At 73.3% G+C, this 18,792-nt stretch carries 17 protein-coding genes; 9 read left to right on the forward strand and 8 right to left on the reverse strand.

Features of this window, described 5'->3' with window-relative positions; all coding sequences use genetic code 11:
- Nucleotides 1-47: 47 nt before the first annotated feature.
- The 6 genes from ACIGYR_RS11905 (at nt 48) to ACIGYR_RS11930 (ending at nt 4,906) form a co-directional block, all read left to right on the forward strand.
- Complete coding sequence (locus tag ACIGYR_RS11905) at nt 48-398, forward strand: hypothetical protein (RefSeq protein ID WP_399595498.1); 351 nt, start codon at nt 48-50, stop codon at nt 396-398.
- 32 nt (nt 399-430) lie between these two features.
- Complete coding sequence (locus tag ACIGYR_RS11910; RefSeq protein ID WP_399595496.1) at nt 431-1,663, forward strand: NAD(P)/FAD-dependent oxidoreductase; 1,233 nt, start codon at nt 431-433, stop codon at nt 1,661-1,663.
- 64 nt (nt 1,664-1,727) lie between these two features.
- On the forward strand, nt 1,728-2,093 hold the full coding sequence (locus ACIGYR_RS11915) for an Rv2175c family DNA-binding protein (RefSeq protein ID WP_399595494.1): 366 nt from the start codon (nt 1,728-1,730) through the stop codon (nt 2,091-2,093).
- A 91-nt stretch (nt 2,094-2,184) separates the two neighbouring features.
- The gene (thiE, locus tag ACIGYR_RS11920) at nt 2,185-2,832 is read left to right on the forward strand and encodes a thiamine phosphate synthase (RefSeq protein ID WP_399595492.1); all 648 of its coding nucleotides are present in this window, start codon (nt 2,185-2,187) and stop codon (nt 2,830-2,832) included.
- Nucleotides 2,833-3,002: 170 nt separating this feature from the next.
- On the forward strand, nt 3,003-3,926 hold the full coding sequence (gene metF / locus ACIGYR_RS11925; RefSeq protein ID WP_399595490.1) for a methylenetetrahydrofolate reductase [NAD(P)H]: 924 nt from the start codon (nt 3,003-3,005) through the stop codon (nt 3,924-3,926).
- 56 nt (nt 3,927-3,982) lie between these two features.
- Nucleotides 3,983-4,906: a hypothetical protein gene (locus ACIGYR_RS11930; RefSeq protein WP_399595488.1), complete on the forward strand. Its 924-nt coding sequence runs from the start codon at nt 3,983-3,985 to the stop codon at nt 4,904-4,906.
- A gap of 344 nt (nt 4,907-5,250) precedes the next feature.
- Here ACIGYR_RS11930 and ACIGYR_RS11935 read toward each other — a convergent pair whose 3' ends face one another.
- The 5 genes from ACIGYR_RS11935 to ACIGYR_RS11955 form a co-directional block, all read right to left on the reverse strand.
- Complete coding sequence (locus ACIGYR_RS11935) at nt 5,251-6,762, reverse strand: phytoene desaturase family protein (protein WP_399595486.1); 1,512 nt, start codon at nt 6,760-6,762, stop codon at nt 5,251-5,253.
- A gap of 58 nt (nt 6,763-6,820) precedes the next feature.
- Entirely contained in the window at nt 6,821-7,423 is a 603-nt protein-coding gene (locus ACIGYR_RS11940; protein ID WP_391839140.1) for a DUF4126 domain-containing protein, read from the reverse strand.
- A gap of 428 nt (nt 7,424-7,851) precedes the next feature.
- Nucleotides 7,852-8,481 (reverse strand): TetR/AcrR family transcriptional regulator, encoded by a 630-nt coding sequence (locus ACIGYR_RS11945; protein ID WP_399595484.1) that lies wholly within the window; start codon nt 8,479-8,481, stop codon nt 7,852-7,854.
- Between the two features lie 47 nt (nt 8,482-8,528).
- Nucleotides 8,529-10,613: a YhgE/Pip family protein gene (locus ACIGYR_RS11950; RefSeq protein WP_399595482.1), complete on the reverse strand. Its 2,085-nt coding sequence runs from the start codon at nt 10,611-10,613 to the stop codon at nt 8,529-8,531.
- Nucleotides 10,585-11,391, reverse strand: a complete 807-nt coding sequence (locus tag ACIGYR_RS11955; protein ID WP_399595481.1) for an ATP-binding cassette domain-containing protein — start codon at nt 11,389-11,391, stop codon at nt 10,585-10,587. Before ACIGYR_RS11955 ends, ACIGYR_RS11950 begins: the two co-directional genes overlap by 29 nt.
- A 159-nt stretch (nt 11,392-11,550) precedes the next feature.
- Between ACIGYR_RS11955 and ACIGYR_RS11960 the strand changes: the two genes are divergently transcribed.
- From ACIGYR_RS11960 to ACIGYR_RS11970, 3 genes are all read left to right on the forward strand, one after another.
- Complete coding sequence (locus ACIGYR_RS11960) at nt 11,551-12,129, forward strand: SAV_6107 family HEPN domain-containing protein (protein ID WP_399595480.1); 579 nt, start codon at nt 11,551-11,553, stop codon at nt 12,127-12,129.
- 194 nt (nt 12,130-12,323) lie between these two features.
- Entirely contained in the window at nt 12,324-13,094 is a 771-nt protein-coding gene (locus ACIGYR_RS11965) for a methyltransferase (RefSeq protein ID WP_391839151.1), read from the forward strand.
- Nucleotides 13,095-13,370: 276 nt separating this feature from the next.
- Nucleotides 13,371-13,754, forward strand: a complete 384-nt coding sequence (locus ACIGYR_RS11970; protein ID WP_391839153.1) for a DUF3040 domain-containing protein — start codon at nt 13,371-13,373, stop codon at nt 13,752-13,754.
- A gap of 178 nt (nt 13,755-13,932) precedes the next feature.
- Here ACIGYR_RS11970 and ACIGYR_RS11975 read toward each other — a convergent pair whose 3' ends face one another.
- Genes ACIGYR_RS11975 through ACIGYR_RS11985 form a run of 3 tightly spaced genes read right to left on the reverse strand, consistent with a single transcriptional unit; the run spans nt 13,933 to nt 18,745 of the window.
- Nucleotides 13,933-16,314, reverse strand: a complete 2,382-nt coding sequence (locus tag ACIGYR_RS11975) for a DUF3488 and DUF4129 domain-containing transglutaminase family protein (protein WP_399595479.1) — start codon at nt 16,312-16,314, stop codon at nt 13,933-13,935.
- The gene (locus tag ACIGYR_RS11980) at nt 16,311-17,672 is read right to left on the reverse strand and encodes a DUF58 domain-containing protein (RefSeq protein WP_399595477.1); all 1,362 of its coding nucleotides are present in this window, start codon (nt 17,670-17,672) and stop codon (nt 16,311-16,313) included. Before ACIGYR_RS11980 ends, ACIGYR_RS11975 begins: the two co-directional genes overlap by 4 nt.
- Entirely contained in the window at nt 17,672-18,745 is a 1,074-nt protein-coding gene (locus ACIGYR_RS11985; RefSeq protein WP_399595476.1) for an AAA family ATPase, read from the reverse strand. Before ACIGYR_RS11985 ends, ACIGYR_RS11980 begins: the two co-directional genes overlap by 1 nt.
- Nucleotides 18,746-18,792 lie beyond the last annotated feature (47 nt).

Below are 18,792 nucleotides of genomic sequence, written 5' to 3' on the forward strand. Positions count from 1 at the left end.
GCCACCCTAGCCCGCGGTCCTCGTCACTCGTAAGGGAGCCCCGCTTCATGGCCCGGTCGCTCGACGCACTGACCTTCGCCCCTGTGTCCGACCAGGCCCCAGGTCAGGTGGGTACCCGCACCCGGTTCGCCTACCACGAGAGGGACGGCGAGATCTGGGCCGAGTACGCGGGCGGTGACGTCGTACGCGGCCACCTCGTCGGCACCCGGCAGGGAGACCGGCTGGACTTCCGGTACGTGCAGCTCAGGACCGATGGGACGACCGCCTCGGGGCACTGCGTGTCCACGGTCGTGGAGCTGCCGGACGGACGGGTGCGGCTGGAGGAGACCTGGGAGTGGGAGTCCCGGCCGGGCTCCGGCACGAGCGTTGTGGAGCAGGTCACCGAGCAAGCCCCCTGACTGACGGTTCGTCATGTGTCTAAGGTGATCGGGTGAGCGAGCAGACAGCGGAAGAGAGCACGTCACAGGGGCGGCGCGCGGTCGTCGTCGGCGCGGGCATGGCCGGGGTGCAGACCGCGGTCGCCCTGCGGGAACAGGGCTTCCGGGGCCGGGTGACCGTCATCGGCGCCGAACCGCACCAGCCGTACGACCGGCCGCCGCTGTCGAAGGCCGTGCTGCTCGGCAAGGCCGAGGGCTCCGCGTTCGACGTGGACTTCGAGGCCCTCGGCGTCGAGCTGCGGCTCGGCTGCGAGGTGCAGGGCCTCAGGCCCGCCGCGTACGAGCTGGACACCGAGACGGGTCCGGTGCCGTACGACGTCCTGGTCCTCGCCACCGGAGCCGAACCGATCACGCTGCCCGGCACCGAGGGCGTACCCGGGGTGCATCTGCTGCGCACCCTGGACGACGCCGAACGGCTGCGGCCCGTGCTCGCGCGGCAGCACGACATCGTGGTGGTGGGCGCCGGCTGGATCGGCGCCGAGTTCGCCACCGCCGCCCGCGAGGCCGGCTGCGCGGTGACCGTGGTGGAGGCCGCCGACCACCCGCTGGCCGGCGCCCTGCCCGCCGAGGTCGCCGCGCCCATGACCGCCTGGTACGCCGACAGAGGCACGGAGCTGCGCACCCACGCGCGCGTGGAGCGCGTCGAGCCGGGCGCGGTGGTGCTCGCCGACGGCACCCGGCTGCCCGCGGGCGCCGTCGTCGTCGGCATCGGGGCCCGCCCCGCCACCGGCTGGCTGGCGGGCTCCGGCATCGCCCTGGGCGCGCACGGCGAGATCCTCACCGACGCCCGGCTGCGCACCTCCCTCGCGGACGTGTACGCCGTCGGCGACTGCGCGTCCTTCCCCTCGGCCCGCTACGGCGAACGGCTGCTCGTCCACCACTGGGACAACGCCCTGCAGGGCCCGCGCACGGTCGCCGCGAACATCCTCGGCGAGACCCCGGCGGTCTACGACCCGGTGCCGTACTTCTGGTCCGAGCAGTTCGGCCGGTTCGTGCAGCACGCCGGCCACCATGCCGCGGCCGACCGCATGGTGTGGCGCGGTGATCCGGCGGGCCCCGCCTGGACGGTGTGCTGGCTGCGCGAGGGTCGCCTGGTGGCCCTGCTGGCCGTCGGCCGGCCGCGTGATCTGGCCCAGGGCCGCCGCCTGATCGAGGCGGGCCGGCACATGGACTCCGAGGCTCTGTCCGACCCCGCCCGCCCCCTGAAGGACGCGACGGCCGACTAGCGCGTCCTCCCAGGTGGACCCGCCTGACTTCCGACTGTCGGTGGGGGATGGCAGGCTTGTCCCCGTGACCGAGATTGACGCAAAAATCGATGCTCTCGTCCCCGCCTGGCTCACCCTCCCCGACATCGCCGAACAGCTCGGCGTCGAGGTGACGCGCGTCCGGCAGCTGGTCAAGGAGGGCCAGCTCATCGCCGTACGCCGAGGTGAGAACAAGGCGCTGCACGTCCCCGCCGACTTCATCGACGGGGACAAGGTCGTCAAGGGCCTGTCCGGGACCCTGACGCTCCTGCGGGACGACGGCTTCACGGACGAAGAGATGATCGAGTGGCTCTTCACCCCCGACCCGACCCTGCCCGGCACCCCCGCGCAGGCCCTGAGCGAGAATCGCGGCACGGAGGTGAAGCGCCGCGCCCAGGCGCTCGCCGTCTGAGGCCGACCGCATCAGGGGGTGGCGTACGGGCCCCGAGCCCGTACGCCACCCGCCGAACCACCAGGCACACCGACCACGGGGGGACCCACGCATGTCCGACACCGCCCGCGCCGCGCTGGCCGACGCCCGCCTGTACCTCTGCACGGACGCCCGCAAGCGCCAGGGCGACCTGCCCGCGTTCCTGGACGCGGTCCTGGCCGGCGGGGTCGACATCGTGCAGCTGCGGGACAAGGGCATGGAGGCGGCCGAGGAACTGGAGCACCTGCGGGTGTTCGCCGACGCCTGTGCCCGGCACGGCAAGCTGCTCGCGGTCAACGACCGGGCCGACGTCGCCCATGCCGCCCGCGCCGACGTGCTGCACCTCGGCCAGGGCGACCTGCCGGTCCCCGCGGCCCGCGGGATCCTCGGTGACGGGGTCCTGATCGGCCGCTCCACGCACGCCGGGGCCGAGGCCACCGCCGCCGCCGCGCAGGAGGGCGTGGACTACTTCTGCACCGGTCCCTGCTGGCCCACCCCCACCAAGCCCGGCCGCCACGCCCCCGGCCTCGACCTGGTGCGCCACACGGCGGGCCTCGGCACCGACCGTCCCTGGTTCGCCATCGGCGGCATCGGCCTCGACAACCTGGACCAGGTGCTGGACGCGGGTGCCCGCAGGGTGGTCGTGGTCCGCGCGATCACCGAGGCGGACGACCCGGGCGCGGCGGCGACCGAGTTCGCGAAGCGGCTGCGGCAGGGCTGACGACCGCCGGGCGGCCCCCGGTGATCCGGTGCGGGCCCGCCGTCCGATGCCGGTGCGGCGCCGGTCCGGGGTCCCGGGGTTTTGTCCAAGGGGTGGACAGGAAGCCGGCAATTCGGGCAAATTTCCTACGTGTGGTTGGGGGACCGTCCACCCCTGGCTAACCTGCGGGTATGGCCCTCGGAACCCCATCCACCAGGACTGATCGCGCACGCACCGTGCGCGACATCCTCGCCACCGGCAAGCAGACGTACTCGTTCGAGTTCTCGGCGCCGAAGACCCCCAAGGGCGAGCGGAACCTGTGGAGTGCGCTCCGGCGGGTCGAGGCGGTCGCTCCCGACTTCGTCTCCGTGACCTACGGCGCCGGCGGTTCCACCCGCGCGGGCACGGTCAAGGAGACCCAGCAGATCGTCGTCGACACCACACTGACCCCGGTCGCCCACCTCACCGCGGTCGACCACTCCATCGCCGAGCTGCGCAACATCATCGGCCAGTACGCGGACGCCGGTATCCGCAACATCCTCGCCGTCCGCGGCGACCCGCCCGGCGACCCCATGGGCGACTGGGTGCCGCACCCCCGGGGCCTGACCTACGCGGCCGAACTCGTCCGGCTCATCAAGGAGTCGGGTGACTTCTGCGTGGGCGTCGCCGCGTTCCCGGAGATGCACCCGCGCTCCGGGGACTGGGACACCGACGTCGGCCACTTCGTGGACAAGTGCCGTGCGGGCGCCGACTACGCCATCACACAGATGTTCTTCCGGCCGGAGTCGTATCTGCGGCTGCGCGACCGCGTGGTGGCCGCGGGCTGTGACACCCCGGTCATCCCGGAGGTCCTGCCGGTCACGAGCGTGAAGATGCTGGAACGGTTGCCCAAACTCAGCAACGCCGTCTTCCCGGACGCCCTGAAAGAGCGGATCCTCACAGCGAAGGACGATCCGGCGACGGTACGCTCCATCGGTATCGAGTTCGCCACGGAATTCTGCGCGCGGCTGCTGGCCGAGGGAGTGCCCGGACTGCACTTCATCACGCTCAACAACTCCACGGCGACCCTGGAAATCTACGAGAACCTGGGCCTGCACCATCCCCCGCGGGCCTAGACCGGCCGCACCGCAGTACGACACACTGCGTAACGGCCACTGGGAGAGGGGCGTACATGGGCTGGACGGTCCTCTACATCGCGTTCGGCGTCGTCGCACTGTGGTTGCTGGGTGAGGTGCTGCTGCAGTACAAGGCGCGGCTGCGCTGGCGGCTTCTCGCCTTCGCCGGCTTCGTCGGCGTCGTCCTGGGCGTGCTGATGCCTTCCGTCATCGTGATCGGGCTGGGCGCGATCGCCTTCGCGGTCGGCCAGACCTACGTCACGCTGTCGTTCCGGCGTGGCTTCGCCTCCGGCTGGGCGGTCAAGCGGCCCGAGGCCGAGGCCGGCGGCGGCAGCAAGCGCCGCCGCGGCAGGGCGGACCGGCACGAGCCGGGCGTCCCGGACGCCGACCCGGAGTTCGCCGGGGACGCCGGCGACCGGGGCACCGACCACGACGACGTCCACGGCGGCCAGGGCCAGGCATACGCCGGCTTCGACGACGACTACGACCGCGACGACGTCTTCACCCCGGCCGCCGACCGTCCGGCCCAGCCGGACGCCGCCGGGACCACCTCCGTCTACGAGCCGCAGCCCCTCCCCGATGACACCGGCAACTACGGGGTCTACGGCGACACCGCGCCCGCGGACGCCACCCAGCAGAGCTACGCCTACGACTACTCCGGCTACGCCCAACAGGGCTACGGTTACGAGACGGCGGGCCAGCAGGGCTACGCCAACTATTCCGACCCGTACATCGGCAGCCAGCCCTACGGCTCCTACGACCAGGGCTACGGCCAGCAGTACGGACAGCCCGGATACACCCAGGACCCGTACGCCACGGGCGGTTACGGCGAGACCCCGCCCGGCGGGGTGTGGGTGCCGCAGCAGCGCACCGACGAGACCTACGGCGGCGAACTCCCGCAGGAGCAGCCGTATCCGCACCAGCCGAACGGGCAGCAGTCGCAGCCCGGCGTCGGATACGACGAGCAGTACCGCTTCTGACGGCCGGGAGCCCTGGGCCCCGGCTCACGCCCCGAACCGTGGCTCACGCCTGGGCTCCGGTTCGCGCCCTGCGCCTTGGCTCACGCCTTGGCTCGCCCCTGGGCTCCGGCTCACGCCTTGAGCCTTGGCTCGCCCCTGGGCTCCGGCCCACGCCTTGAGCCTTGGCTCACAAGGTTCACGCCTGATGGCTCCGGCTCGCGCTGCGGGCCCAGCGTCACGCTGCGGGCCCAGGATCGCGCTGCGGCTCCGGTGCAACGCCGCGGGATCCGGTTCTCGCTCCGGGCTCCTGGCTCCGGCCCGCGCTCACGCTCCGCCCTCCGGGGCACCGGTCGGCGGGTGTCCGCTCACTGCGAGCCGCGGAACTCCGGCCCTTCCACGATCAAGCCGGCCACCAGCGCGCCGGACATACCGGCGTGCGGGAGTCCGCCACCCGGGTGGGACCAGCCGCCCACCCGGTACAGCCCGGGCAGCCGCGTGGTGTTCGCCGGATGCAGGAAGCGCCCCCCGCCCGCGGCGAGCGAGGGCGCGGGCACGGCTCCGGAGGCGGCGCCCGTGTCGTCCTCGACATGCCCGGGTGCGCGCACCTCGTGCCACAGCAAGCGCTCCCGCAGGCCGGGCACCGCACGCTCGGCGGCTTCCAGGAGGAAGTCCGTGTACCGCCGGACGGTGCCCTCCTCGTCCCAGGCGGCCTCGGTGGACACCGTGGCGGACAGCACCACCGCCTCGTGGTCCTCGTCGGGGCGCAGCGCGGGGTCGTCGGGGCGCAGCACGGTCACCGTCGGACAACGGGGCTCGTCGCCGCCCGGCGAGGCCAGGAAGTCGTACTCCGACTCGGGCTCCGCCGGATGAACGACCGTGCGGTGCGCGGTTCCGGGCGGGCGTCCGCCGCGCAGGGCGAGCAGCAGCGTGAACCGTGAGGGCGGGGCGGCGCCGGGATCGGCCCGGACGTCACCCTCGTCGTCCAGCGGACGCTGCGTCAGGGCCCGCAGCCGCGCCGGGTGCACGTCCGCCACGACATGGTCCGCCTCGGCGACGCTGCCGTCGGCCAGCTCCACCCCGGCGGCCCGGCCGTCCTTCTCCACGATCCGGATGACCTCGGCGCCGAAGACGAACTCCACCCGCCGCTTCAGACACCGCTCGTACACCGCGCGCGCCAACTCGCGGATGCCGCCGCGCACATACCAGGTGCCGAAGGCGTGTTCCATGTACGGCAGCACGGCCGCACTCGCCGGAGCGGACCAGGGAGCGAGGCCGTACGCCAGCGCGTGACTCATCAGGATGGCCTCCAGGCGCGCGTCGCGCAGCTCCCAGAAGCCGATCTCGGCCAGGGTCCCGGCCCGGCGCGTGCGCAGCAGCCGCTTGTGCGGGACCGCCGGATACGGCTCCTTGTCGGCCAGCACCCGCCAGTTGGGCCACAGCGGCTCCTCCAGCAGCGGCCGGCGCGTACGGTCCCATGCCTCACGGGCCCGCACCAGGAAGTCGCCCCAGCGCCCGCCCGCCCCCGCGCCCAGCGCCTCGTCCAGGGCCGCGACGACGCCCGCGCGCGAGGCGTTCGGCAGGGACACCTCGCTGCCGTCCGCGAAGAGATGCCGCGCCGACGGGTCGACCTGGACCAGCTCGACGCAGTCCTCCAGCGACTCCTTGCCGGTCTTGACGAACAGATCGCGGTACACGGCGGGCAGCGTCAGCAGCCCCGGGCCCGTGTCGAAACGGAACCCGTCCCGCTCGAACCGGCGCACCGCGCCACCGTACGTCTCCGTACGCTCGTACACCACCACCCGGTGGCCCGCGACGGCCAGCCGGGCCGCAGCCGCCATCGCGCCCGTCCCGGCGCCGATCACCGCAATCCGTGCCATGCCCGCGACCTTATCGACCGCCACTGACACTCCGGCCGCCGGGCGGCTCCGGCGCAGGTCAGGGGGACCGCGAGGCCAGGCGCCGCTCCTCGCGGCGCTGGGCCCGGCGGCGCAGGAAGCGCCGGATGCGCGAGATCAGGAACAGCAGGGCCAGCAGCCCGCCCACCAGCAGGACAGCCGCGATGATCGCCGCCGCCTCCGGATGGAACATCGCGAACGAGACGACGGCCCCGACCCCGAGGTCCTCGGCGAAACTCAGCACGATGTTGCTGAACGGCTCGGGCGAGGCGTTGACCGCCATCCGCGTCCCGGCCTTGACGGTATGACTGGCCAGCGCCGTCGAACCACCGAGCAGGCCGGCCGCCACATCGGACAGCGAGCCGCTCTGCCCGGCGAGCAGCGCCCCCACCCAGGCGCCGGCGAGCGGACGGACCACCGTGTGCACGGAGTCCCACAGCGAGTCGACGTACGGGATCTTGTCGGCGACGGCCTCGCACAGGAACAGCACGCCGGCGGCGATCAGCACCTCGGGGCGCTGCAACGTCTGCGGGACGTCGTCGCTGACCCCCGTCGCGCCGAAGAGGCCGAGGAGCAGCACCACCGCGTAGGCGTTGATGCCGCTTGCCCAGCCGCTGGTGAAGACGAGAGGGAGTACGGACACGGACGCGATCGTAACCAGACCGCGGGCCGCAGGCGTGGGCACGCGCTCGGCCGGCTGAGTACGCGTACTCAACCGGCCAGATGAGTATCTGCACGGATGAGGCGAGGGGCGCCGGAACGAGAGAGTGGAGGCACGGCAGGGGGCGGGGCCCGGCACCGCCGGCACGGGGCGGCGGAACGGCGCCCGCCCGCCGGCCGCTCCTTCCGCCGATCGTCGGCGGAAGCGAGACAGGGGGCCTCGGGGAAGACCACCACGGGGGTCCGCACGGGGGAGCCCGTACGGGGAGTGCGGGGCGGAAGTACGGGGGAAACAGGGGGAATCGCGGGGAGATCACGGGGGAGCACGGGGGAAGGGGAAGGCGCCGGTCCGGGGACGGACCGGCGCCTTCCCCGTGTGCCCGGGAGATGCGGGGTGTGCCCGGGGCGCGCTCAGACCCGGCCGCTGACCCGACCCTGGAGCAGCCGGGACAGGGCCGCGTGGACGTCGTCCAGGGAACGCTCCGGCTGGAAGGACTTCCAGTCCAGCGCGGCCACCAGGACCATGCCGACCAGCGCCGCCGCCGTCAGCTGGACGTCGATCTCGTCGCTGAACTCGCCGGCCGCCACCCCCTCGCGCAGTACCCCCTCCACCACCGCGACCGCCTCCTGCCGCACCACCATCAGCGTGGACTGCCAGGCCCGGTTGGTGCGCCACAGCTCGGCGACGTACAGCTGGGTGAAGGCCGGATAGCGGTCGATGAAGACCAGGCCCGCGCGGACCATCGCGTCCAGCGCGTCCACCTTGCTGCCGCCCTCGCCTGCCGTGCTCTCGGCCGCCTCCTTCAGGGAGGCGGTGAGCAGGCCGACGCCGTGCCTCAGCAACTCCTCGAACAGAACGGACTTGCTCGCGAAGTTGTAGTAGACCGTGCCCTTCGCGACCCCGGCCCGCTCGGCGATCTCGTCCACCGTGGTCGCGGAGAAGCCCTGCTCGGCGATGAGAGTGACGGCCGCCTCGTAGAGCTTCTGCCGGGTGGCCTCGCGGCGCGTGCTGCCGCCGGACCTGGCGCTGCTGCTTTCCATGGCCCCGATTCTCACAGGTACGCGCGCGTGCGGGAGCTTCCCGGGGATCACAGGCTCAGCTCCGGGTGCAGCCGGTCCAGCGTCCACACCTGGCGGCGGCGGGCCGCGAGAGCGGTCAGCGCGAGGGCGCCGGCGGTGAACGCGGAGAGGACAGCGCACGCCTGCCACACCGGGCCGAGCCCGCCGCCCGTGATCAGCCGGCGCAGCGCCTCCACGATGTAGCTCATCGGCAGGAACGGGTGGATCGCGGAGAAGAAGCGCGGGCTGGTCTGCACGGGATAGGTGCCGCCCGCCGAGGTCAGCTGGAGCATCAGCAGCGCGAGGACGAGGATCCGGCCGGCCGCCCCGAAGCGGGCGTTCAGCCATTGCACGATCGCCGCGAAACAGGCCGTCACCAGGCACAGGAAACCGATCGTGCCGGCCGCCCGCAGCATCTGCAGCCCGATCGCCCAGTGCAGCACGGCCATCAGGGCCCCCACCTGGAGCACGCCCACGGCGACCACCGGCAGCCAGCCCGCGAGCGCGATCCGCCAGGCCGACGAGCCGGCCGCCAGCGCGCGCCGGTTGAGCGGCGGGATCAGCATGTAGGCCACCATCGCGCCGACCCACAGGGACAGCGGGATGAAGTAGGGGGCGAAGCCGGTGCCGTAGTTGGGCGCCTTGTGCAGGTCGTGGGAGGCCAGCTGCACGGGGTCGGCCATCACGTCGGTGCGCCGGTCGCGGTCCCGCTTGTCGTAGTCCGGGATCTTCTCGGCGCCGGAGTGCAGCCCGCCGGCCAGCTTCCCGGAGCCGTCGGACAGCTTGTACAGGCCGCCGTTCAGGGTCTCGGCGCCCGACTTGGCGGTGCCGATGCCCTTGTCCAGCGTGTCCGCGCCGGTGTGGGCGGTGCCGAGTCCGGTGTGCAGCTTCTCGGCGCCGGCGGCGACCTTCTGCGCGCCGGCGTTCAGCTTGTTGACCTTCTTGACGGCGTCCTCGACGTCCTCGGAGAGATGAGGTGAACGCTCGGCGAGGGCGTCGGCCTGCTTCCGGAGCGCGCCCAGGTTGTCCCGCATCGTCTTCAGATCGCCGTCCTGGTCCGCGATCAGTGTGTTGAGGTCGTCGGCGACGACGGCCACGTCGGCGGCGGCGGTCTTGGCCCGCTTCAGCTCCGGGCAGGCGGGGTCGGGCAGGGTCGCGGGCTCGCAGCGCTTCTTGTACACCTCGTCCAGGAGGGCGGAGGACGCGTGGGCGGCCTTCGCGGCGCCCGGCGCGTGCTTCACCAGCACGTCGAGGTTGTCCTTGACCGCCTTGGCCGAGTCGGAGACCAGCCTGGCGGTGTCCCCGATGGTCTTCTCGTTGCCCTTGATGAACGGGCCCGCGTCGGCGTAGACACCGTTGACCTTGTCGGCGAGGGCCTGGGTGCCGTCGGCGACCTGCCGCGAACCCTTCTGCAGGTCGCCGGCGCCGGTGTCGAGCTTCTTCAGGCCCTTGGCCAGCTTGCCGCTGCCGCTCTTGGCGTCCTTCAGCCCGTCGGCGAGGTCCTTGGAGCCCTTCTCCGCCTTTCCGATGCCGCTGTTCAGCTTGTCGGCGCCCTCGGCCGCCGTGACGGTCTTGTCGTGGATGTCGGAGAAGGACACGAAGATCTTGTCCAGGAAGGTCCGGGAAGCCTTCGTGGACGCGGCCGAGCGCACCTCGTTGAAGACGGTGCGGGAGATCTGGCCGACGATGTAGTTGTTCGCGTCGTTGGTGCGCACCCGGAGGGCGCCGGTCTCGGGGGAGTCGCCCGAACTGGACGCGATCCGGTCGCTGAAGTCGGCGGGCATGGTCAGCGACAGGTAGTAGGTGCCGTCCTCGACGCCCGCGCGGGCCTCCGCGTCGCTCACCTCGTGCCACTCGAAGGTCCGGCTGTCGCGCAGCCCGTCGACGATGTCGTCACCGGCGGTGATCTTCTTTCCGCCCGCCGTGGCGCCCTTGTCGTCGTTCACCAGGGCCACCGGGATGCGGTCCAGACGGCCGTACGGGTCCCAGAAGGACCACAGGTACAGGGCGCCGTACAGCAGGGGCAGCACGAGCAGCGCGACCAGGGCCGCGCGCGGCAGCCTGCCCCGCCCGAAGCGCCTCAGCTCAAGCGCGGCCAGCCTCGGCGAGCGCATCGGCCTCCTCCTTCGGGTCGCTGTCGTCGTCGCTGTCGTCGGCGCCCTCGCGGGCCTTGTCGTCGCCCGGCACCGTGGACACCGACACGCAGCCCTCGGGCGCGGTGCGGCACACGGCCACGACCGTCGTCCCCGCCTGCGTGAGGGCCCGCAGCACGCCCCAGACGTCGGCGCGCTCGGCCTCCGAGAGCTTCATGTCGACGTCGTCGACGCCGAGCAGCCGGGGCCGGCCGAGCAGGGCCAGCGCGAGGGACAGCCGTACCTCCTGCGGCCGTTCCAGGTCACGCACGGCTGTCCGGGAGCCCTTCGGGAGCGTCTCCAGGTCCAGTCCGGCGGCGGCCAGCGCCGCGTCAACGCGCAGCCGGGCCTCGTGGACGCGCCGGGTCCGGGGGTGCAGCAGCTCACGCAGGGAGTCGCCGAAGCGGCTCTGCAACAGGGCCCGTTCGCGCAGGTGTTCCCCGACGGTCAGGGCCGGCTCCAGGTCGGTCACGCCGGCCACGTTGGCCACCGCGCTGATCCGGCGCAGCGCCGCCATGTGCCGGGGAAGTTTGAACTCGCCTACGGCGGCCACCCCTTCATTGGGTTTCATCCGCCCCGTGAGCGCGAGCAGCAGACAGGTGCGGCCCGAGCCGGACGGTCCCTCGATCGCGATCAGCGAGCCCGGCTCCGCGTCGAGGGTGATGCCACGGAAGGCCCACCCCCGTGGGCCCTTGAGTCCGAGGCCGTCGGTGCTGACGCTCGCGCCGGCCGTGTCGCCGGTGTCGTCCGTGCCGTCCACGAGCCCCCCTGTGACTATTTGAACTGACTGGTCAGTACAAAAATACGCCCGAACCTGTGCTCGAGGCAAAGCCCCAGGTCAGAACGGATTGTCAGTGGCATACCTCACGATGGGCACATACGGCATTCGTGCCGTCACCCAGACGACAGGAGGTTCGTCATGGCCCACTCGTCCGCAGCCGCCGCCCGTCGGCGCCGCGCCACCGGCCCTGCCCCCTCACTGAACGGCCCGGCGAGCGACGTGCACCCCGTGCTCCGCCGGGCCACGGCCCCGCCCGCCGCCCTCGACCTGCTCGCCCAGGCCCGCGCCGGGCTGGAGGAGGCCGCCGTCCTGGAAACGCCGAACGAGCGGTACGCGACGGCCCACCTCGCCGCCCTGCGCACCGCCGCCGCCGTGCTCGCCGCCCGGGGCCGCCCCGAGACCTCACCGCGCCGCCGGGCCCGGATCCGCAGCGCCTGGGAGGTGCTGCCCGAGATCGCCCCCGAGCTGACCGAGTGGAGCGCGCTGTTCGCCTCCGGCGCCGCCCGCCGCGCCCGCGCCGAGGCGGGCATCCAGGGCGCGGCGGGCTCGCGGGACGCCGACGACCTGATACGCGACGTGGTGATGTTCCTCCGCATCGTCGAGCGCATGCTGGTCCTCCAGCCGGTCCTGCCCCAGCCCCGCCAGGACACCGACGAACCGGACGGCCCGGCGCCACGGGCCCCGGGAACGCACGGCGATCTCCCGGACACGGGCTGACCCCCGCCGCGTCCGGCGGGAGACGCACCGGCCGCACCCGGCCCGGTCCGCTGTGACGGCACCGGCATCACCCCCCCGCCACGTCCGGCGGGAGACGCACCGGTCGCGCCGCGGCGCGATGACCTGGTACGGCACGGGAGGCAATAGGGTGGAGGCGCCTGAAACCCTCAAGCCCTGCCGAGGAGTCAACTGCCGTGTCGGACCCGTCGCGCCCTCGCGCTTCCCTCCGTACCGCCGTGGTCTGGGAGGTCCTGCAGGACGCCCTCGACCACCGGGCCAAGGCCACGGGCCGGACCTCGCTGGACGTCCTCGACACCGGGGGCGGCAGCGGCAACTTCGCCGTGCCGGTCGCCCGCCTGGGCCACCGCGTCACCGTGGTCGACCCCAGCCCCAACGCCCTGTTCGCGCTGGAGCGCCGCGTCGCCGAGGCCGGCGTCGCGGACCGGGTCACGGGCGTCCAGGGCGACGCGCACGGCCTGTTCGACGTGGTCGAGCGCGGCGGCTACGACGTCGTCCTGTGCCACGGCGTCCTGGAGTACGTGGACGACCCGGCCGAGGGCGTCCGCAACGTGGTGGCGGCGCTGCGCCCGGAGGGTGTCCTCAGCCTGCTCGCCGCCGGACTCGGCGGCGCCGTGCTCGCCCGCGCCCTCGCCGGACACTTCAGCGAGGCCCGGCAGGCGCTCCAGGACCCCGACGGCCGCTGGGGCACCGGCGACCCGGTGCCCCGCCGGTTCACCGCCGAGCAGCTCACCGCACTGGTCGAGAACGCCGGCCTGCGGGTCGGCGCGGTGCACGGGGTGCGCGTCTTCGCCGACCTCGTACCCGGCGTCCTGGTGGACACCGAGCCCGGTGCCGCGGACGCGCTGCTGAAGCTGGAGGCCGCGGCGGCCGAGTTGCCCGCGTTCCACTCGGTCGCCACCCAGCTGCACGTGCTCGGTGAGACGGCGGCGGCCGCAGAGGGCTGAGCGGGCGGCCGTGACAAGTCGCTGATCAGGGTCTCGACCGCACATGGAGTACGCCACAAGCCGCCCGATCGAGGGGTTTGCGCCGTATGATCGAGGTGCGGCTTCCGGCATGACGGGTCGGCCGCCGGGGAATGGAAGCCTCAGCGAGCCGGACGGTCATGGCGGAGTTCGGCTGGCCAATTGGCGTAGAGGGGCGGGTTTCACGGGGGCGATTCCCTGCCTATCCTGAAGGGACCCCCCGGGTCGCCCCGGCGACTGCACGATGAGGAGGACTCCGTGCCGCTCTCGGAGCACGAGCAGCGCATGCTCGAGCAGATGGAGCGAGCGCTGTACGCCGAAGATCCCAAGTTCGCGTCGGCGCTTGAGGGAAACGGGCTGCGGACGTACACCCGGCGGCGGGTCTACCAGGCGGTCGCGGGCTTCCTCATCGGTATCGCGCTCCTCATGACCGGAATGGTCATGCAGCAGATCTGGGTCAGTGTGGTGGGTTTCCTCGTCATGCTGGGCTGTGCCGTGCTCGCCGTCACCGGCTGGCGCAAGGCCCCGAAACCCGGCGAGCAGCCCCAGGGGGCGGCTCGCCGGCAGGTACGGCCGAAGCGCTCCGTGATGGACCGGATCGAGCAGCGCTGGCAGCGCCGCCGGGACGAACAGGGCCACTGACCGCTCCGCGCTCCGGCGCCGGCCACGGACGTACGCGGCCACGGACACACGCCGGCCACGGCAGACGGATGCCGACGGCGGCAGACATACGTGAGGGGCGGCCACCACGCGGTGGCCGCCCCTCACGTATGCGCTCAGCCCGCTGCCCGTGTGGCCTCAGGCCGCTGCCGGTGTGCGCTCAGCCCTGCTGCCGGGAGGGCCGGCGCAGCGTCGGACGGGCCGCCGCGGCCCGGGCCCGCAGCGCCGACCAGCGGGCCGACACCGCCCACAGCACCCGGACCGAGGAGCGGGGCAGCAGCAGCGCCCGCAGCCGCGTCCGGGCGCTCACCGTGGCCCGCAGTGCCCCGATCACCCGGTGCACGTCCTCCGCCGCTCCCGCCGCCGGGCGCGGCCGGGGCGCGTACAGCACCTGCTCCACCCCGTCCGCCACCCGGTGCACGGCGGCCCCGGCCGCCGGATCCAGCTGCCCGAGCCGGACGATGCGGGCGGCGGCCTTGCGCGGGGTCAGCGACTCGTCCAGCGGAATGCCGTGGTCCCAGGCGCTGTCCGTCAGCTCCTGCCAGGCGGCCAGCGAGTGAGCCGCCGCCCCCTGCGCGGTCCGGGCGTGCCCGCCCAGCCGCAGCGCGCGCACCCGCCTCCGCCACAGCAGCGGCGACAGCGGAACCGCCAGGACCAGCAGCGCGCCCGGCACGACCAGCAGCCACCACCAGCCGTCCGTACCGTCGTGGTCGTGGTGCGGGGCCGCCGCCGCGGACGGGCTGCCGCAGCCCTGAAGCCGGCGCAGCTCGCCCGCGCAACTCTCGCTCGGCGAGGCCGCGGCCGAGGGAGCCGAGGACGCGCCCTTGGACGGCAGCGCCTCGTCCGGCAGCGAGGTGCCGGGCGTGTCCGACTGGGTGTACGACGGGGTGGTGCCACGGGTGGGGGTCGGCTCGAAACGGGTCCAGCCCACGCCCTCGAAGTACAGCTCGGGCCAGGCGTGCGCGTCCTTCTGGTTCACCGCGATCGTGCCGTCGGCCTGCGGGGTGCCGGGCGCGAAGCCCACCGCGACCCGGGCCGGGATGCCGAGCGTGCGGGCCATCGCCGCCATCGCGAAGGAGAAGTGGACGCAGAAACCCTCTTTCCGCTTCAGGAAGTTGGCGATGGCCTCGGGACCACGGCCCACCTTCACCGAGGTGTCGTACTGGAAGCCCCCGGTGACGGCGAAGTAGTCCTGGAGCTTGACGGCTTCCTCATAGTGGCTGTTCGCGCCCGCGGTGATCTCCCTGGCCGTGCGGGCCACCACCTTCGGCAGCGAGGAGGGCACCTTGGTGTACTCGCCGCGCAGGGCGGCCGGCGGCTGCGGCGCGGACGCCAGCTGCTCCGCCGTCGGCTGCACGTCCAGGCTGGTCACCTGGTAGGTCTCCCCGCGCGTGGTCTGGCCGTGGTCGCCGAGGAGGGTCATGCCGACGGGCTCGTACCGCCACCGGCCGCTGACCTTCACGTCGCTCGGCGGGTAGGGCATCGGCAGCCAGTTCTGGGCGTACGTGTCCGCCGCCGTGACGGTCGTCCTCACCTTGCCGCGCCTGATGTCCGCCCCCAGGCCCATGGGCGTGGGCAGCTTGTCCGGGACACCGACGACATGCCGCTGGGCCGGCGTCCAGGTCGTGCCGTCGAAGTCGTCCAGGGAGACGATCCGCAGATACAGGTCCGAGATGTCGTCCGTGCTGGTGCGCACGGACAGCACCAGGCGGTCGTCGTTCGTGTTCAGGTTGTCGCGCAGCGACACCAGCGGGTTGACCGTCGAGATCGTGCCGTGGCCGTTGCCCGCCCCCACGCCGGTGCCGACGGCGTCCAGCAGGCCGCCGTGCATCGCGGGCAGGGCGAGCGGCACCACCAGGGCCACGCCGAGCGCGACCGCACCGATCCGGCGCCCGGTGCGCACCGGCGCCACGGCGCCGGCCTCCAAGGCGCCCGGCGCGCGGGGCACGCCGCCGAACACCCGGCCCCACTGGGCGAGCCGCTCCCGGCCCTCCGCGAGCAGCAGCATCAGATAGCCGGCCGCCGCCACCACGAACCACAGCCACTCGGCGCCGCCGTCGGACAGGCCCGCGGCCACCGAGTACAGCGCGAGCAGCGGCAGTCCGGCCGGGGCCGCGCTGCGCAGGGTCACCGCGAGCACGTCCACCAGCAGCCCGATCAGCAGCGCGCCGCCGATCAGCATCAGCTTGATGCCGTCGGTGACCGGCGCCGGTATCGCGTACTGGCTGACGTCGTCCGTGCCCTGCCGGAGCAGTTCGGCGAAGTACCGGAAGGTGTCCGGACCGGGGACCAGTCCGGCGATCGCGTGCTGCCGGGCGAACACCAGGGTCAGCAGCACCAGGGTGACCAGGGCCTGCGCCGCCACCGTCAGCGGCCGGCCCAGCGGCACCCGGCGGGCCGCCGCGCCCACCCCGGTCTGTACGGCCAGCAGCGGGACCAGCTGAAACAGCCAGATCGGCTCCGCGACCAGCGGCAGCAGCGCGCAGCAGGTCATCAGCGTGGCCGCCGCCGCGCACAGCGCCAGTCGTGCCCGGCCGCTCATCCCAGTGCCTCCCCGCTCAGCGAGGCCAGCCCGGAGCGTTCCCGGTCCGCCTGCCGCCACAGCTCGTCCAGCGAGGCGCCGCGCGGCACGCTCAGCGCCGTCCAGCCCGCCTCGCGCAGCAGGCGCAGCCGCTGCGGGTGCTGGTGGCCCGGGCGGGCGACGTCGGTCGCCTCCCGCACCCAGGTGTCCGGGTCCAGCACGAAGGCGACGGCACCCCCGCTGCGCCGGCTCATCTTGGCGACCGTCGTGGCCTGCTCCTCGTCCAGGTCGCCCAGGAAGGCCACCAGCAGCCCCTCGTTGCCACCGCGCAGCACGTCGTAGGCCCGGGACAGCCCGGTGCCGTCGGAGTAGTCGATCACGGCGAGGGTGTCCATCATCAGCCCGGCCGCGTCCGCCGTCTCCTGGCCGGTGCCCGCGAAGCCGTCGCCGCCCTCGCCGGGCACCGCGCTGCCGCTGTCGGTCAGCAGCCGCACCGAGAAGCCGCGTTCCAGCATGTGCACCAGTACTGAGGCGGCACCGGAGACGGCCCACTCGAAGGCCGAGTCGGGGCCCGCGCCCTCGTGGGCGCCGCCCCGCGTGTCCAGCAGGACGGTGCACCGGGAGCGCCGGGGCTGCTCCTCGCGGCGCACCATCAGCTCGCCGTAGCGCGCGGTGGACCGCCAGTGCACCCGGCGCAGGTCGTCGCCGTAGCGGTAGCCGCGCGGGATCACGTCGTCCTCGCCCGCGAGGGCCAGCGAGCGCTGCCGTCCGTCGCCGTACCCCTGGGCCTCGCCGCCGAAGCGGACCGGGGTCAGCGGCTCCACGCGCGGGATGACCGTCAGGGTGTCGTACGTCGAGAAGGAGCGGGTCAGCTCGCACATGCCGAAGGGGTCCGTCAGCCGCAGCTGCAGCGGGCCCAGTGGATACCGGCCGCGCAGGTCGGAGCGGACCCGGTAGGACACCTCGCGGTGGCCCCCCGGCTCCACCCGGTCCAGCACGAACCGGGGCCGCGGCCCGAGCACGTAGGGCACCCGGTCCTGGAGCATCAGCAGACCGGTGGGCAGCCGGGAGACGTTGTCCATGCGCAGGTGGACCCTGGCCTCGCTGCCGGCCGGGGCGCGCGCGGGGGCGAGACGGCGGCTCGCGGCCACCCGGTAGCGCGTGCGGTACACCACGGCCGCGCAGATCAGGGGCAGTGCGGCGAGCAGCAGGCCGACCCGCAGCAGATCGCTCTGGCCCAGGACGAACGCGCAGATCGCGGCGGCGATCCCGGCCGCGAGAAAGGAGCGGCCGCGGGTGGTCAGACCCGACAGAGCCGTACGGACGCCGCCCGTCTCCTTGCGGTCGTCCTCCGTCGGCCCGGCCCCCCCGGGGCTCATCACAGACTCCGCGGCGGCTGCTGGGGGTAGGCCGGGATGTTCCGGCCGAGGCCGCCGTAGCCGCTCTGCCGGCCCGCCGAGGGCACCGGGGTGCGCTGCAGGATCTCCAGCACCACCTGATCGGCCGAACGGCGGTTGAGCTGGGCCTGGGCGGTGGGCAGCAGACGGTGGGCGAGGACGGCGGCGGCGAGTGCCTGGACGTCGTCCGGCAGCGCGTACTCCCGGCCGGCGAGGGCCGCGGCCGCCTTCGCCGCGCGCAGCAGGTGCAGCGTCGCCCGCGGGGAGGCGCCGAGTCTGAGGTCCGGGTGGGTGCGGGTGGCGGCGACCAGTTCGACCGCGTACCGCCGGACCGGCTCGGAGACGTGCACCCCGCGCACCGCCTCGATCAGCTTCACGATCTCGTGCGCGTGCGCCACCGGCTGGAGGTCCTCCAGAGGGCTCACCCCGCCGTGGATGTCGAGCATCTGCAACTCGGCCTCCACACTCGGGTAGCCGACGGAGACGCGGGCCATGAAGCGGTCGCGCTGTGCCTCGGGCAGCGGGTAGGTGCCCTCCATCTCGACCGGGTTCTGGGTGGCCACCACCATGAAGGGGCTGGGCAGTTCGTACGTCTGCCCGTCGATGGTGACCTGCCGCTCCTCCATGGACTCCAGCAGCGCGGACTGGGTCTTGGGCGAGGCGCGGTTGATCTCGTCGCCGATCACGATCTGCGCGAAGATGGCGCCCGGCTTGAATTCGAAGTCCCTGCGCTGCTGGTCCCAGATCGACACGCCCGTGATGTCCGAGGGCAGCAGGTCCGGCGTGAACTGGATGCGCCGCACCGAGCAGTCGATGGACCGCGCCAGCGCCTTGGCGAGCATCGTCTTGCCCACTCCGGGGACGTCCTCGATCAGCAGGTGGCCCTCGGCGAGCAGCACGGTCAGCGCGAGTCGCACGACCTCGGGCTTGCCCTCGATCACGCCTTCCACCGAACCGCGCACCCGCTCCACGGTGGCGGTCAGATCATCCCCCACCCTCGAATACGCTCGGGCGGGGGCACCCCCATGGCTCGCTGGATCGTCATAGGTCGACACCCGGCCCTCCTCGGCCCGTTACTTTCCGGGCCGACGCTCTGAACGCG

The organism is Streptomyces sp. NPDC053076 (assembly GCF_044546845.1).
Lineage (GTDB): Bacteria > Actinomycetota > Actinomycetes > Streptomycetales > Streptomycetaceae > Streptomyces.

Bases quoted from the DNA above. Each gene is read 5' to 3' on its own strand.
- ACIGYR_RS11905 (WP_399595498.1), top strand. From the start codon at position 48: ATGGCCCGGTCGCTCGACGCACTGACCTTCGCCCCTGTGTCCGACCAG.
- thiE (WP_399595492.1), top strand. From the start codon at position 2,185: ATGTCCGACACCGCCCGCGCCGCGCTGGCCGACGCCCGCCTGTACCTC.
- metF (WP_399595490.1), top strand. From the start codon at position 3,003: ATGGCCCTCGGAACCCCATCCACCAGGACTGATCGCGCACGCACCGTG.
- ACIGYR_RS11930 (WP_399595488.1), top strand. From the start codon at position 3,983: ATGGGCTGGACGGTCCTCTACATCGCGTTCGGCGTCGTCGCACTGTGG.
- ACIGYR_RS11935 (WP_399595486.1), bottom strand. From the start codon at position 6,762: ATGGCACGGATTGCGGTGATCGGCGCCGGGACGGGCGCGATGGCGGCT.
- ACIGYR_RS11945 (WP_399595484.1), bottom strand. From the start codon at position 8,481: ATGGAAAGCAGCAGCGCCAGGTCCGGCGGCAGCACGCGCCGCGAGGCC.
- ACIGYR_RS11950 (WP_399595482.1), bottom strand. From the start codon at position 10,613: ATGCGCTCGCCGAGGCTGGCCGCGCTTGAGCTGAGGCGCTTCGGGCGG.
- ACIGYR_RS11960 (WP_399595480.1), top strand. From the start codon at position 11,551: ATGGCCCACTCGTCCGCAGCCGCCGCCCGTCGGCGCCGCGCCACCGGC.
- ACIGYR_RS11975 (WP_399595479.1), bottom strand. From the start codon at position 16,314: ATGAGCGGCCGGGCACGACTGGCGCTGTGCGCGGCGGCGGCCACGCTG.
- ACIGYR_RS11980 (WP_399595477.1), bottom strand. From the start codon at position 17,672: ATGAGCCCCGGGGGGGCCGGGCCGACGGAGGACGACCGCAAGGAGACG.